The sequence below is a fragment of the Segatella asaccharophila genome (assembly GCF_054687055.1).
Map to the genome: position 1 here is coordinate 32,324 of NZ_BAACAN010000006.1, position 15,042 is coordinate 47,365.

General features: G+C 44.4%; 12 protein-coding genes and 5 tRNA genes. All 17 read right to left on the minus strand.

The features are described 5' to 3' along the window. Positions 1–103: 103 nt before the first annotated feature. A complete protein-coding gene (rpoC, locus tag ACYRYG_RS05035) occupies positions 104–4,438 on the minus strand; it encodes a DNA-directed RNA polymerase subunit beta' (RefSeq protein WP_293416040.1) in 4,335 nt (1,444 codons plus the stop codon). A gap of 25 nt (positions 4,439–4,463) precedes the next feature. Beyond that, the gene (gene rpoB / locus ACYRYG_RS05040; protein WP_293416038.1) at positions 4,464–8,273 is read right to left on the minus strand and encodes a DNA-directed RNA polymerase subunit beta; all 3,810 of its coding nucleotides are present in this window, start codon (positions 8,271–8,273) and stop codon (positions 4,464–4,466) included. 287 nt (positions 8,274–8,560) lie between these two features. Further along, a complete protein-coding gene (gene rplL, locus ACYRYG_RS05045) occupies positions 8,561–8,935 on the minus strand; it encodes a 50S ribosomal protein L7/L12 (RefSeq protein ID WP_293416036.1) in 375 nt (124 codons plus the stop codon). 47 nt (positions 8,936–8,982) lie between these two features. Beyond that, complete coding sequence (gene rplJ, locus ACYRYG_RS05050; RefSeq protein ID WP_293416034.1) at positions 8,983–9,504, minus strand: 50S ribosomal protein L10; 522 nt, start codon at positions 9,502–9,504, stop codon at positions 8,983–8,985. A gap of 18 nt (positions 9,505–9,522) precedes the next feature. Beyond that, the gene (gene rplA, locus ACYRYG_RS05055; protein WP_293416032.1) at positions 9,523–10,215 is read right to left on the minus strand and encodes a 50S ribosomal protein L1; all 693 of its coding nucleotides are present in this window, start codon (positions 10,213–10,215) and stop codon (positions 9,523–9,525) included. Between the two features lie 14 nt (positions 10,216–10,229). Continuing rightward, the gene (gene rplK, locus ACYRYG_RS05060; protein WP_293416030.1) at positions 10,230–10,676 is read right to left on the minus strand and encodes a 50S ribosomal protein L11; all 447 of its coding nucleotides are present in this window, start codon (positions 10,674–10,676) and stop codon (positions 10,230–10,232) included. Positions 10,677–10,787: 111 nt separating this feature from the next. Further along, a complete protein-coding gene (gene nusG, locus ACYRYG_RS05065) occupies positions 10,788–11,336 on the minus strand; it encodes a transcription termination/antitermination protein NusG (RefSeq protein ID WP_293416028.1) in 549 nt (182 codons plus the stop codon). Between the two features lie 14 nt (positions 11,337–11,350). Continuing rightward, complete coding sequence (gene secE, locus ACYRYG_RS05070) at positions 11,351–11,542, minus strand: preprotein translocase subunit SecE (RefSeq protein ID WP_293416026.1); 192 nt, start codon at positions 11,540–11,542, stop codon at positions 11,351–11,353. A gap of 12 nt (positions 11,543–11,554) precedes the next feature. Further along, positions 11,555–11,630 (minus strand) — tRNA-Trp (locus ACYRYG_RS05075). 61 nt (positions 11,631–11,691) lie between these two features. Beyond that, the gene (tuf, locus tag ACYRYG_RS05080; protein ID WP_293416024.1) at positions 11,692–12,897 is read right to left on the minus strand and encodes an elongation factor Tu; all 1,206 of its coding nucleotides are present in this window, start codon (positions 12,895–12,897) and stop codon (positions 11,692–11,694) included. A gap of 88 nt (positions 12,898–12,985) precedes the next feature. Then, positions 12,986–13,057 (minus strand) — tRNA-Thr (locus ACYRYG_RS05085). An 11-nt stretch (positions 13,058–13,068) separates the two neighbouring features. Continuing rightward, positions 13,069–13,141, minus strand: a tRNA-Gly gene (locus ACYRYG_RS05090). 17 nt (positions 13,142–13,158) lie between these two features. Further along, a tRNA-Tyr gene (locus ACYRYG_RS05095) sits at positions 13,159–13,241 on the minus strand. 36 nt (positions 13,242–13,277) lie between these two features. Then, a tRNA-Thr gene (locus tag ACYRYG_RS05100) sits at positions 13,278–13,351 on the minus strand. 99 nt (positions 13,352–13,450) lie between these two features. Continuing rightward, on the minus strand, positions 13,451–13,750 hold the full coding sequence (gene hpf / locus ACYRYG_RS05105; protein WP_293416022.1) for a ribosome hibernation-promoting factor, HPF/YfiA family: 300 nt from the start codon (positions 13,748–13,750) through the stop codon (positions 13,451–13,453). Between the two features lie 21 nt (positions 13,751–13,771). Next, positions 13,772–14,686: a tyrosine-type recombinase/integrase gene (locus tag ACYRYG_RS05110; RefSeq protein ID WP_293416020.1), complete on the minus strand. Its 915-nt coding sequence runs from the start codon at positions 14,684–14,686 to the stop codon at positions 13,772–13,774. A 92-nt stretch (positions 14,687–14,778) separates the two neighbouring features. After that, entirely contained in the window at positions 14,779–14,970 is a 192-nt protein-coding gene (rpsU, locus tag ACYRYG_RS05115) for a 30S ribosomal protein S21 (protein WP_293416018.1), read from the minus strand. Positions 14,971–15,042: the final 72 nt, after the last annotated feature.

The window sequence follows — 15,042 nt, forward strand, 5'->3', positions numbered from 1 at the left end:
AAATTCCCCGAAAATCCTACTTTTTAAAGGATAAAAGGACCGACATGAAAGGTATCCGTCTGAGACAAAAAAGGCCGCGAGTATCCCCCGCGGTCTTTTCTTTTTATTTAGAAACAACATCCTGATCTGAGAAATCAAGGACATTCTTCTTGTTGGCTTCCATTCTTTCATACTCCTCCTTCGAACCGACAACCAGTTTGTTCCATTGACGGAGTCCGGTACCGGCAGGAATCAGATGACCACAGATCACATTTTCCTTCATGCCCTCGAGATAATCTGTCTTTCCACGGATAGCTGCCTCATTCAACACCTTCGTCGTTTCCTGGAAAGATGCGGCACTCATAAAACTCTTCGTACCCAAAGCAGCACGGGTAATTCCTTGCAAGATCTGAGTAGAAGTAGCAGCGACAGCATCACGCACCTGTACGACCTTCATATCCTTACGCTTAAGGATTGAATTTTCATCACGCAGTTTGCGTGCAGTAATGATCTGCCCCGGTTTAAAATTCTCAGAATCGCCGGCATCAGTAACCACTTTCTTGCCCCAGATACGATCATTCTCATCAGCGAAATCAAGTTTATCTACAAGTTCCTGTTCCAGGAAAGTCGTATCACCCGGATCATCGATGCGGACTTTGCGCATCATCTGGCGGACAATGATCTCGAAATGCTTGTCATTAATCTTCACACCCTGCAAGCGGTATACATTCTGGACCTCGTTCACGATATATTCCTGAACCGCCGTCGGCCCCATTACAGCCAGGATATCACTCGGTGTAATCTGGCCATCAGAAAGTGGCGTACCAGCCCGTACAGCATCATGCTCCTGAACCAGTATCTGCTTGCTCAAGCTGACCATATACTTCTTTTGCTCACCCGTCTTGGAAGTAACGATGATCTCACGATTACCACGTTTCACTTTACCCATAGTAACCTCACCGTCAATTTCACTCACTACAGCGGGATTAGAAGGATTTCGAGCTTCAAAAAGCTCGGTTACCCGAGGCAGACCACCAGTAATATCACCGGCACCTCCCACAGCACGAGGAATCTTGACCAGTGTAGTACCCGTAGAGATGGTCTGACCATCATCTACAGCAATATGTCCCCCTACAGGGAAGTTGTAAGTAGCCATAACTTTCCCATCAGGTCCAACGACATCCATCGTCGGGACCTTGGACTTATCCTTTGAATCCGTAATGATACGATCCGTCATACCCGTCGTTTCATCGGTCTCACCACGATAAGTAATCCCATCGATAACATCATGGAACTTTAATGTTCCGGCATATTCACTGACGATAACTGCATTGAACGGGTCCCATTTGGCTATCTTGTTGCCTTTCTTTACGATGTCTCCATCCTTGAAGTACAAGGATGAACCATAAGGAACATTCAAAGTAGAGAGTGAAATATTGGTATTCGGGTCAATAAACTGAACTTCGGCAAGACGGCTTACAACCATCTGGCATTTCACATCCTTACCATCTTCACCTTCTTCGATAAATGGAACTGTACGGAGCTCCTCAAATTCTAGTTTACTGTCATTTTTAGCCACAATACTGGCATTGGCAGCCGCATTACCGGCTACACCACCGGCATGGAAGGTTCTCAGCGTCAACTGGGTTCCTGGTTCACCGATAGCCTGTGCAGCAATCACACCGACAGCCTCACCCAACTGGACCATACGACCCGTGGCCAGGTTCCGGCCATAACACTTAGCGCAAACCCCATGCTTACTCTCACAAGTCAGTACTGACCTGATCTCAACACTCTCAATAGGACTATCCTCTATCAGTTGGGCTTTCTCCTCCGTGATCTCATCACCAGCAGCAACAATCAGTTTGCCGGTGGTAGGATTGATCACATCATGAACAGAAACACGTCCAAGAATACGTTCATAGAGAGAGGAAACTATTTCATCCCCATCTTTCAAAGCCGTACAAACCAGTCCCCGAAGCGTGCCACAATCCTCTTCCGTAATGATAACGTCATGGGAGACATCTACAAGACGGCGTGTCAGGTATCCGGCATCAGCCGTCTTCATAGCCGTATCGGCGAGCCCTTTACGAGCTCCATGAGAAGCAATGAAATATTCCTGTACGGACATACCCTCCTTAAAGTTGGATAAGATAGGATTTTCAATGATCTGATTGCCACCGGCTCCAGCCTTCTGAGGCTTCGCCATCAGTCCGCGCATTCCGGCCAACTGGGCAATCTGGTCTGCCGAACCACGAGCACCGGAATCCAGCATCATAAATACGGCATTGAAACCTTGATCAGCCTCAGTCATGTGCTTCATCACAGATTTCTTCAAATTACTGTTGACATGAGTCCAGGCATCAATTACCTGGTTGTAGCGCTCTTTGTCCGTAATCAGACCTGTATCATAATTCATCGTTATATTATCCACCTCTTCCTGACCCTTCTTCACGATCTCAGGTTTTTCTGTAGGAACGATAATATCATCAAGATTAAAGGAAAGTCCTGCCACATAAGACATGTGATAACCCAGACTCTTGATACCATCAAGGAAAGTACAAGCACGAGCCATACCTACCGTATGTATAACATCAGCGATGATACCCCTCAATGATTTTTTGGAAATAACATCATTAAAATAACCAACTTCATCAGGAATAATCTGATTGACGATCACACGTCCTACAGACGTTTCCCTCATGACATTCTGGATTTTCCCATCCACCAGATCCTTTACAACGACCTTTACCTTAGCATGCAGATCGCATTTATGATCATGATTGGCTATTATAGCCTCTTCTGGCCCGTAAAAAGTCAAGCCTTCACCCGTAGCACCTGGACGATATTTGGTGATATAATACAGACCAAGCACCATATCCTGTGTCGGGACGGTAGTAGGAGCACCATTAGCCGGATTCAGGATATTGTGACTCTGAAGCATCAGAATCTGTGATTCCAGCACAGCCTCATTGCTAAGTGGGAGATGGACAGCCATCTGGTCACCATCGAAATCCGCATTAAATGGCGTACAAGCCAACGGATGCAACTGAATGGCCTCTCCTTCAATCAGGATAGGCTGGAAAGCCTCAATACTCAGACGGTGCAACGTAGGAGCACGGTTCAGCAACACGGGATGACCTTTCATCACACTTTCGAGAATATCCCAGATAACCGGTTCTCGGCGATCGACTATTCTCTTGGCACTCTTCACTGTCTTTACGATTCCGCGTTCAATCAATTTACGGATAATGAACGGTTTATAGAGTTCAGCAGCCATCAATTTCGGCAAGCCGCACTGTCCCATCTTCAATTCCGGACCGACAACGATCACAGAACGGGCAGAATAGTCAACACGCTTTCCCAGCAAGTTCTGGCGGAAACGTCCCTGCTTGCCTTTCAGAGAATCAGAAAGGGATTTCAAGGGACGATTACTTTCACTCTTCACAGCAGAACTCTTCCGGGAGTTATCAAACAAACTGTCAACAGCTTCCTGAAGCATTCTCTTCTCGTTTCTTAAAATCACCTCAGGAGCCTTGATTTCCACCAGTCTTTTCAACCGGTTATTACGGATGATGACACGGCGATAAAGATCATTCAGGTCAGAGGTTGCAAAACGTCCGCCATCCAAAGGAACCAACGGGCGGAGATCTGGTGGAATCACGGGAATAATCTTCATGATCATCCACTCCGGTTTATTTATACCTGTACTAGAGCGGAAAGCTTCCACCACCTGCAAGCGTTTTAAGGCTTCAGTCCGCCGCTGCTGACTAGAATCATTGTTTGCCTGATCACGAAGTTCATAAGAGAGGGCATCCAGATCAATAACATGCAAAAGATCATAGATCGCCTCTGCCCCCATCTTTGCAACAAACTTGTTCGGATCAGAATCTTCAAGATGATCATTGTTTTGATCAATCTGATTGTCTACTATATCGATATACTCATCCTCTGTGAGCAAATCCATCTTATGAGAGCCGTTTACTTCTATTCCGTCAGCATCCTTTTTGCCAGCCATCGTACCCGGCTGAATGACGATATACTTCTCATAATAAATGACAGCTTCCAGTTTTTTCGTAGGCAATCCCAACAGATAACCAATCTTATTCGGAAGCGAACGGAAATACCATATATGAGCGACAGGGACTACCAGTTCGATGTGTCCACAACGTTCACGACGTACTTTTTTCTCAGTTACCTCTACGCCACAACGGTCGCAGACGATACCTTTATATCGTATACGTTTATATTTACCACAGGCACACTCATAGTCTTTTGTGGGACCAAAAATGCGCTCACAGAACAGACCGTCTCGCTCCGGCTTATAGGTACGATAATTAATGGTTTCCGGTTTGGTTACCTCACCATAAGAATTTTCAAGTATCTCCTCCGGAGAGGCGAGACTAATCGTAATTTTCGAGAAATTATTCTTTACCTTTGTATCTTTTTTAAAAGCCATATTTACTTTCTGTTAAGGGGTTGTATTATTCAAGTTTGATACTTAGTCCAAGACCACGAAGTTCATGAATCAACACATTCAGAGATTCCGGGATACCCGGTGTAGGCATCGGATCACCCTTGACGATTGCTTCGTAGGCTTTACTACGACCCGTCACATCATCACTCTTGATCGTCAGCATTTCCTGAAGGGTATGTGCAGCACCGAAACCTTCAAGCGCCCACACCTCCATTTCTCCGAAACGCTGGCCTCCAAACTGTGCCTTACCACCAAGTGGCTGTTGAGTGATCAAACTGTACGGTCCGATAGAACGGGCATGCATTTTATCTTCTACCATGTGCCCCAACTTCAAGAAGTAGGTTATGCCAATGGTTGCGGGCTGATCGAACCTCTCGCCAGTCTCACCATCATAGATATAAGTAGAGCACAGACGCGGCAGACCTGCCTTGTCAGTCCATTTAGAAAGATCGTCCAATTTAGCACCATCAAAAATAGGGGTAGCGAATCTGACACCCAGTTTCTTTCCGGCAGCGCCGAGGATAGCCTCAAAGATCTGCCCCAGGTTCATACGAGACGGCACACCCATCGGGTTCAGCACCAGGTCTACAGGACGTCCGTCAGCGAGGAACGGCATATCTTCTGTCCGGACGATCTTAGAGACAATTCCCTTGTTTCCATGTCGGCCGGCGAGCTTATCCCCCACCTGGATCTTACGTTTCTTAGCCACATAGACTTTAGCCATCTGAAGCACACCTGCTGGAAGTTCATCTCCTATCGTGATTGCGAATTTACGACGCTTCATCTCTGCATCAAGCTGCTTGAACTTCCTAAGATAGTTCATAATAAGCCTCTGGATCAACTTGTTGGTATGATCATCTTCCGTCCAGTCATTGCTCTGAATGCCATCATACTCAATATTTGCCAAGGCCGCTGCGGTAAACTTACTGCCACGGGTGATGATCTCGGCATCCGTGTAGTCCTTAACCCCCTGGGAAGTCTTCCCATTCGTCAAGGTCAACAACTTGTCCACCAGTATATCTTTCAAGTCCTTATCCTTCTGCTCAAACTCCTCATCAATCTTAGCAAGGGTAATTTTATCCTGCTTTTTGGATTCACGGGTTTTAACAGCACGAGAGAACAATTTCTTGTCAATGACAACGCCACTCAAAGAAGGATTAGCCTTTAAAGAAGAATCTTTCACATCACCAGCTTTGTCACCGAAGATAGCACGAAGAAGCTTCTCTTCAGGTGAAGGATCACTTTCACCCTTCGGAGAGATTTTCCCAATCAGGATGTCCCCCGGTTCCACACGAGCCCCAACGCGGATGATACCGTTATCATCAAGATCCTTCGTGGCCTCTTCACTGACATTAGGAATATCACTGGTAAATTCCTCCACGCCACGCTTGGTCTCCCTCACATCAAGGGAATATTCATCTACATGGACAGAGGTCAGAATATCTTCCCGGACCATCCGTTCAGAAATGACGACAGCATCCTCGTAGTTGTAACCTTTCCAGGGGACGTATGCAACCAGCAGATTACGTCCCAAAGCTAATTCACCATGATCAGTAGCATATCCTTCTGTCAGGATATCCCCCTTCTTAACACGTTGCCCTTTACTGCAAATAGGCAGGAGGTCAATGGTCATATTCTGATTGGTACGGCGGAACTTCGGAATACGATATTCTTTCAGAGCCGGCTCAAAACTGACAAAATCATCCTCTTCCGTACGATCATACAGAATGCGGATCAAGGTGGCATCTACATATTCCACCACCCCATCACCTTCGGCTGCAATCTGCGTACGGCTGTCCTCACAGACCTTCTTTTCCAGACCTGTGCCGACAATAGGAGCTTCATTATGAAGCAGGGGTACGGCCTGACGCATCATATTACATCCCATCAAAGCACGATGACCGTCATCATGCTCCAAGAAAGGAATCAACCCGGCTGACACAGAAGCGATCTGCTGGGGCGAAACATCCATAAGATTGACTTCCTCAGGAGATACAACGGGGAAGTCTGCGGCCTGGCGAGTATGAACATTCTTATTTGCAAAGGTGCCATCTGCATTCAACGGGGCATTCCCCTGGGCGATTAATTTACCTTCCTCTTCCTCAGCCGTCAGGAATTCCACATGACCATTATCCATATCGACCTTGCCGTCATTGACATGCCGGTAGGGAGTCTCAATGAATCCCAGATCATTGATCGTTGCATACACGCAAAGCGAAGAGATCAAACCAATATTCGGTCCTTCAGGTGATTCAATAGGGCACAACCGGCCATAATGGGTATAGTGGACATCACGGACCTCAAAACCGGCACGATCACGAGACAAGCCACCAGGTCCTAAAGCGGATAGCCGGCGCTTATGCGTAACCTCAGCCAGAGGATTCGTCTGATCCATAAACTGGCTCAAAGGATTCGTCCCAAAGAAAGAATTGATCACACTGGAAATGGTCTTCGCATTAATCAGATCAGTAGGCGTGAACACTTCATTATCCCGAACATTCATGCGCTCCCGAATCGTCCGGCTCATTCGTGCCAGACCTATAGAGAACTGATTAGCCAATTGCTCCCCTACCGTACGGACACGACGATTAGAGAGGTGGTCTATATCATCTACCGTGGCGTTGGAATTGATCAACTGAATCAGATACTTGATAATTTCAATAATGTCTTCCTTGGTCAGGACACGCGTATTCGTATCAATATTCAGACCCAATTTCTTATTGATACGGTAACGTCCGACTTCGCCCAGATCGTATCGCTTATCTGAAAAGAACAGGTTCTGAAACACCTCCCGCGCACTGGCATCATCAGCAGGATCAGCATTCCGCAACTGACGATAAATATAATTTACGGCCTCTTTCTCAGAATTACATGGATCTTTAGCAAGGGTATTGAAGATGATTGCAAATTTATTGGCAGCCTCTTCGTCTTTATGCAATAAAATTGTGGAGGTACCAGAATCCAGAATCTCCTGAATGTTATCTTCAGTCAATTCTGTTTCACGCTCCATAATAACTTCATTACGCTCAATAGAAACGACTTCGCCCGTATCCTCATCTACGAAATCCTCATTCCAGCTTTTCAGAACGCGCGCAGCTAACTTGCGGCCAACAGAAGCCTTCATGTTCTTTTTGTTGACCTTCACTTCTTCTGCAAGGTCAAAGATCTGAAGAATATCCTTATCCGTCTCATAACCAATAGCCCGGAGTAATGTCGTCACCGGCAATTTCTTCTTTCTATCGATATAGGCATACATCACATTGTTAATGTCCGTCGCAAATTCTATCCAACTTCCCTTGAATGGAATGATACGGGCAGAATAGAGTACTGTTCCGTTAGCATGAACGCCCTGGCTGAAGAAAACGCCTGGTGAACGGTGCAACTGAGCAACTACTACACGTTCAGCACCATTGATGACAAAAGTGCCATTAGGGGTCATATAAGGAATTGTCCCTAAGAAGACGTCCTGTATAAAGGTCCCGAAATCCTCATGATCAGGATCCGTACAGTAAAGTTTTAACTTAGCCTTCAAAGGTACACTATAGGTCAACCCTCGTTCAAGACATTCTTCAATGGAATAACGAGGTGGATCAATATAGTAGTCCAGGAACTCAAGAACGAAATTATTTCGTGTATCGGTTATAGGGAAGTTCTCTTGGAACACCTTATATAAGCCGTCATTCTTACGTTCCTCAGGCGGAGTGTCCAACTGCAAGAAGTCTTTAAAGGACTTCAACTGCACATCCAGAAAATCCGGTAATGGATATGGATTCTGAACCTTAGCAAAATTAATTCTGTTATCTACGGTTTTTGTCATCAGAAGAAATAAAACAGTGTTATCGAATTATAATCTTAATTAGTCCTTATTCATTTGTCCCGATAGCCTGCAATTGTAGAATATGCAATTGGCAATGACTTCAGAATTACTTTGATAAAAACCAACCATTCTCACAACTTTTATTCAAGTTGGTCTATAATGACCATCGAATAATCTCTATAAAAGACACAAAATGGTTAGGATTCACCTACCTGGCAAATCCTAACCAATTATTTCCGAGAAGAGAAAAACAGGAAGAACCTGTCTCTCACACTCCAATACTCAATTTACTTGAGCTCAACTTTGGCACCTTCAGCCTCAATCGTCTTTTTCAGGCTTTCAGCCTCATCCTTAGCCATACCCTCTTTGAGTTTGCAAGGAGCGCCATCTACAAGATCCTTAGCTTCCTTCAAGCCGAGGCCGCAAGCTTCCTTAACAGCCTTAACCACCTTCAATTTTGTAGGACCAACATCTGTCAGCACTACATCAAAACTGGTTTTCTCAGCAGCAGGAGCTGCACCAGCAGCTGGTCCTGCAGCTACAGCAACAGCGGCTGCGGCCGGCTCAATTCCATAATCGTCCTTCAGGACCTTTGCCAACTCATTAACATCTTTAACAGTAAGATTTACTAATTCTTCTGCAATAGCTTTTACGTCTGCCATTTTATTTAAATTTTAATTTTGTTTATACTTTTATTAATGACATTAATTTATTTTTCAGGACGTTCGCCTAATGTCTTAAGCACACCTTGGATAGTATTTCCACCTGATTGAAGGGCTGAAACAACATTTTTGACAGGAGATTGTAACAAAGTTACAACTTCTGCAATCAACTCGTTCTTGCTCTTCAGAGAAGCCAGTTCATCCAGTTTATCTGCTCCAATATAGAAGCTCTCTTCTGCGTATGCAGCCCGAAGTGAAGGTTTCTCATCATCCTTATACTCCTTCAAAAGTTTGCCTGGCACATTTGCTGTGCTGGTAAGCATCAAAGCCGTTGAACCTTTCAGGCTATCATATAAAGGACTATAATCTATATCAGAAGCTTCCATAGCATGGTGAAGAAGAGAATTCTTCACTACGACCATCTTGACTTCTTTAGCAAAGCACTTGCGACGCAGATTGCTTGTAGCTTGTGCATTCAAACCCGTCACGTCTACCAGATAGAAATGAGGATACTCAGCGAGTTTCTCACCCAGTGCCTTGATAATAGTATCTTTTTGTTCTTTCTTCATTTTACAAATGCTTTAGAGTTATTCAACTGATTTAGGATCAATATTGATACCCTTACTCATTGTGCTTGAAAGATAGATACTCTTGAGATACGTACCTTTAGAGGCAGCAGGCTTCAACTTAATGACCGTAGAAAGGAATGCCTGAGCATTACCATAAATCTGATCAGCAGTCATACTTACCTTTCCAATAGAAGTATGGATAATGCCAGCCTTATCAACCTTAAAGTCAATCTTACCCTGCTTTACTTCCTTCACAGCTTTGGCCACATCCATTGTGACCGTACCACTTTTAGGATTAGGCATCAAGCCACGAGGGCCGAGGAAACGACCCAGAGGACCTACTTTACCCATACAGGAAGGCATGGTAATGATGATGTCAACATCAAGCCATCCCCCTTTGATTTTGTCTATATATTCATCCAAGCCTGCATAGTCAGCACCCGCTGCCTTAGCAGCCTCTTCCTGATCAGGAGTGCAGAGGACGAGCACACGCACATTCTTTCCAGTCCCGTTTGGCAATGATACTACGCCACGGACCATCTGGTTAGCTTTACGCGGGTCAACGCCCAAGCGGACATCCATATCCAGAGACGCATCAAACTTAGTTGTAGTAATTTCTTTAACCAGTTCACTTGCCTCTTTCAAAGTGTATGCCTTCCCTGCTTCAACCTTATCAGCTACTGATTTTTGATTTTTTGTCAGTTTACTCATTTTTCAAATTGAAGTTATTTATTTGTTTCAGGGAAGTCCCCTTTTACAGTAATGCCCATACTACGAGCTGTACCGGCTACCATTTTCATTGCAGATTCCACCGTAAAACAGTTCAAGTCATTCATCTTGTCCTGAGCAATTACTTTCACCTGATCCCAGGTAACGCTTGCTACTTTTTGACGATTAGGCTGACCTGAGCCCCCCTTGATCTTAGCGGCCTCTACCAGCTGAACAGCTGCCGGAGGTGTTTTAACAACGAAATCGAATGACTTGTCGGTATAGTAAGTGATAACGACAGGCAATACTTTACCTTTCTTATCCTGGGTACGGGCATTGAACGCCTTGCAAAATCCCATGATATTAATTCCCTTGGAACCCAAAGCAGGACCCACGGGAGGAGAAGGATTTGCAGCGCCACCCTTAATCTGTAATTTGATTAATCCAGCAACTTCTTTAGCCATTTCTTGTTAATAATTTATTTGATTTACATACAGGTTAACAGAGTGGAAGCCTCTCTAACCTAATATAAGAATGAGCGTATCGTAACACTATACAACTCATTCTTTTTATTTTTATTCTTTTTCCACCTGATTAAAACTAAGTTCCAATGGCGTTTTCCTTCCGAAAATCTTCACCATTACCTTTAATTTATGCTGGCCGGCATTCACCTCATCGATCACGCCGCTGAAGCCACTGAAAGGTCCGTCAATGACCTTTACAGTTTCATCCACTGTAAACAGGCCTGCATCATTGTCCTCAAACTCAGTATTTTCAGCCGTACCTAACATCCGGTTAATCTCAGATTGAGATACAGGAGAAGGATGTTCCAATCCTCCCAGAACACCCAGAACATTTGGCATAAAACGCAACGCAGAAGCCACCTCCTCATTTTCGCCTAAATCAGCTTGAACAAAGGCATACCCCGGCATTGAAATTTTTTCCTTGACCACACGCTTTCCGGCACGAATAGAAGCATGCTTCTCCGTTGGTATCATAACCTGAGCCACATGATCAGATAAAAGGGTATTATGCTTCATCTCAGAGTCAATATACTCTTTGACCTTGGCTTCCTTGCCACTGACCACCTTGAGTACATACCAATTGTTTTTAGATTCTGCCATTTCTGATAAAAAATTTAACCAGGATAAATCACACCCATGATCCATCGGAAGACAAAATCCATACCAAAGACTATGAGCGCAATGATCAGGGAAGCAAGTAATACGACATACGCACTGTGAACCAACTCATCACGCGTCGGCCATGTTGTCTTATGTGCAAGCTCATCATAGCAAGCTTTACAGTAATTTACCACTTTCTTAAACATTTTGTTTCGTTTTGGCACGGGTTGAAAGACTCGAACTCTCGACACCTGGTTTTGGAGACCAGTGCTCTACCAACTGAGCTAAACCCGTAAATAAGTCTCCGTTACAAGCTGCAGCGGAGACTTGTATCACTGCTAATGAATAAGTTTCATTAACCTTGTTCCTTTACATCATCAAGAATTTCTGTAATCTGACCGGATCCAACCGTACGGCCACCCTCACGGATAGCGAAGCGCAGTCCGACGTTCAGAGCTACCTTATAGATCAAGGTTACTTCAATCTCAGTATTGTCACCTGGCATAACCATTTCTACTCCTTCAGGGAGCTTGATTTCACCGGTACAATCCATCGTACGGAGATAGAATTGTGGGCGGTAATGATTACCAAATGGAGTATGACGACCACCCTCTTCCTTCTTCAGCACATAAATAGATGCCTTGAAGTGATCATGAGGAGTAATTGTACCCGGGTGTGTAACGACCATACCGCGCTTACACTCATCCTTGTCGATACCACGAAGGAGCAGACCTACATTGTCACCAGCTTCACCTTCTGCCAATGTCTTGCGGAACATCTCCACACCGGTAATGACTGATTTCTTATTTTCACCCAAGCCTAAAAGCTCCACTTCATCACCGACCTTGCACTCACCTGTTTCAATACGGCCTGTAGCAACTGTACCACGACCTGTAATAGAGAAGACATCCTCTACAGGCATCAGGAAAGGTTTATCAAGATCACGCTTTGGAGTCTGGATCCAAGTATCTACAGTATCCATCAGTTTCTTCACAGAATCAACCCATTTTGGAACACCGTTTAATGCACCCAGGGCAGATCCACGAATAATAGGAGTATCCTCTTCATAGCCATATTGCTCAAGGATCTCACGAGTTTCCATTTCGACCAGTTCAAGCATTTCCTCATCGTCTACGAGGTCACACTTGTTCAAATAAACGACCAACCGGGGAACATTTACCTGACGGGCCAGCAGCACGTGCTCACGTGTCTGTGGCATAGGACCATCAGTAGCAGCAACCACCAGGATGGCACCATCCATCTGGGCAGCACCAGTTACCATGTTCTTCACATAGTCGGCATGACCCGGGCAGTCAACGTGTGCATAGTGACGTGCCTTTGTCTCATATTCAATATGCGCAGTGTTAATGGTAATACCACGCTCTTTCTCTTCAGGAGCATTATCAATCTGATCGAATGATTTCACTTCCTCTTTAGAACCGAGCTCATCGTGCAGCACCTTGGAGATGGCAGCAGTCAAAGTAGTCTTACCGTGGTCGACATGACCAATCGTACCAATGTTAACATGTGGTTTGGTACGTACGAATTCTTCCTTAGCCATAGCTTAATATTCTTTATTTATAAATGATTAATCCAAAATAATTTTGGTTTTTCTTCAAGGCGACCATCATCAAACAGCACCGAAGTAGAGCTGTAACTGAGAGTTGAACTCAGGACCTCTTCCTTACCAAGGAAGTGCTCTACCACTGAGCTATTACAGCGTGGAGATTAGAGCGGAAAACGGGACTCAAACCCGCGACCCCCAGCTTGGAAGGCTAGTGCTCTATCAACTGAGCTATTTCCGCAAAATTATCTACTGAAGTGGGTAGTGATGGATTCGAACCACCGAAGGCGTAAGCCAGCAGATTTACAGTCTGCCCCATTTGGCCACTCTGGTAACTACCCAATTTAAAAATGTTTTGTTTGCGCTCCTAACTTTCGAGCCTCTTGTCGGATTCGAACCAACGACCCCGAGATTACAAATCACGTGCTCTGGCCAACTGAGCTAAAGAGGCATTTCCTTGCAGCCGTTTAGACGGCTCTGTTTCACTTTTCGTAAACGGCTGCAAAGATACAGTTTATTTTTTTATCTGCCAAACTTTTTATGCGTTTTTTTATCTCTGGCGCGTCTTTTCCTTAAATTTAGTCAACTGAATTTTCAAGGAGTCAACGGCTTGATCCACACTCTCTTCAAAAGTATTACATGTTTTTTCAGCAAACATCTGACTGCCAGGAACAGTAACTGTAATATCTGCTTCCTTATTCAAGGTTGTGGCAGGTTTAACAACTTTCAATTGTACATCAACTTTTTGAATACCCTCAAAAGTCTTTTCCAGTTTAGCAACTTTCTTTTGCACAAAAGCCTGTAACTTTTCAGTAGCATCGAAATGAATCGATTGAATTCTAATTTCCATAGTAACCTCCAATTTTAAGGGTTAAGCCCTGGGATGGGCATTTTTATATATTCGTTTCAACTGTTCAAACGTGGTATGTGTATAAATCTCGGTGGTTGAAAGAGAAGCATGTCCCAACAATTTTCTCAGACTTTCAAGTCCTGCATCATGATTGAGCATTGCCGTGGCAAAAGTATGCCGCAGCACATGAGGAGTACGTTCCTTGAGCGAACAGACCTTAGACAGGTTTTTCCTGACATCATAGCGTACTTTATCATTTCTCATTCGTTGGCCCTCATCTGAAAGGAAAAGAGCATCCGAATATTTTGGCACGCAATGGTTACGTAACACCATATAGTTCTTAAGCGTAGTTGAAAGTTCATCCCCGAATGGTATGATCCGCTGCTTATTCCGCTTACCGGTAACCTTCAACTGTCCATTCCGAAAATCCATTGCCTCATCATTCAACCCTGTCAGTTCTGACAACCGTATACCGGTTTCATAAAAGGTCATGATAATAGTTCTCGTCCGCACGTCTTCATAACAATCCATCTTCCATCGCCGTGGATCCAGGATTTCATCCATTTCACTTTCTTTCAGGAATTGAGGCAGCGGCCGGCTCTTTTTAGGTCCTTGGATAGAGCGAGAAGGATCGGATGCCACTATCTTTCGTGACAAGGCAAAACGATAAAAGGAACGCAACGCGCTCAATCTTCTGTTAATTGATGACGCAGAGTTCCCTTTATCCATCATACTCTCCATCCAGTCGCGGATGACATCTGAGTCTACAGACTCCCATGAGAGATGAGTATCTAAATTTTTGAAGTACGCTTCAAAAGCCCGAAGGTCATCACCATATCCAGTGATGGTCAGGTCAGAACGGTTCAGTTCAAACTTCAAATAGCTTAAGAATTCATCCACCATACGCTGTCTTTCCTTATCGGTCTCAAAAATCATGCAGGCAGACTATTGCTGATCCTGACGTTTTGTTTAATAACAGCGAATGTACGAAGAATTCTTCAAACTGACAAATTTTCCTGAAGAATTTTTTATTCTTCTTCGGCGCGCAACTTCTGTACGTAGATGGCATGCTCCAACTTCAGTCTCTTCTTCACAGAAGGTTTATCATACTGCTGACGTGTGCGGAGCTCTTTAATAACACCTGTTTTCTCGAATTTTCTTTTGAACTTCTTCAAAGCTCTTTCGATGTTTTCGCCATCTTTAACTGGTACAATGATCATGCTTTTTTGTTTTTAATTTTAATGATTCAACTTATTGACAAGACTTGCAGAAGATCATCTCTCCCCATCACG

Bases quoted from the DNA above. Each gene is read 5' to 3' on its own strand.
- rpoC (WP_293416040.1), bottom strand. From the start codon at position 4,438: ATGGCTTTTAAAAAAGATACAAAGGTAAAGAATAATTTCTCGAAAATT.
- rpoB (WP_293416038.1), bottom strand. From the start codon at position 8,273: ATGACAAAAACCGTAGATAACAGAATTAATTTTGCTAAGGTTCAGAAT.
- rplL (WP_293416036.1), bottom strand. From the start codon at position 8,935: ATGGCAGACGTAAAAGCTATTGCAGAAGAATTAGTAAATCTTACTGTT.
- rplJ (WP_293416034.1), bottom strand. From the start codon at position 9,504: ATGAAGAAAGAACAAAAAGATACTATTATCAAGGCACTGGGTGAGAAA.
- rplA (WP_293416032.1), bottom strand. From the start codon at position 10,215: ATGAGTAAACTGACAAAAAATCAAAAATCAGTAGCTGATAAGGTTGAA.
- rplK (WP_293416030.1), bottom strand. From the start codon at position 10,676: ATGGCTAAAGAAGTTGCTGGATTAATCAAATTACAGATTAAGGGTGGC.
- nusG (WP_293416028.1), bottom strand. From the start codon at position 11,336: ATGGCAGAATCTAAAAACAATTGGTATGTACTCAAGGTGGTCAGTGGC.
- secE (WP_293416026.1), bottom strand. From the start codon at position 11,542: ATGTTTAAGAAAGTGGTAAATTACTGTAAAGCTTGCTATGATGAGCTT.
- tuf (WP_293416024.1), bottom strand. From the start codon at position 12,897: ATGGCTAAGGAAGAATTCGTACGTACCAAACCACATGTTAACATTGGT.
- hpf (WP_293416022.1), bottom strand. From the start codon at position 13,750: ATGGAAATTAGAATTCAATCGATTCATTTCGATGCTACTGAAAAGTTA.
- ACYRYG_RS05110 (WP_293416020.1), bottom strand. From the start codon at position 14,686: ATGATTTTTGAGACCGATAAGGAAAGACAGCGTATGGTGGATGAATTC.
- rpsU (WP_293416018.1), bottom strand. From the start codon at position 14,970: ATGATCATTGTACCAGTTAAAGATGGCGAAAACATCGAAAGAGCTTTG.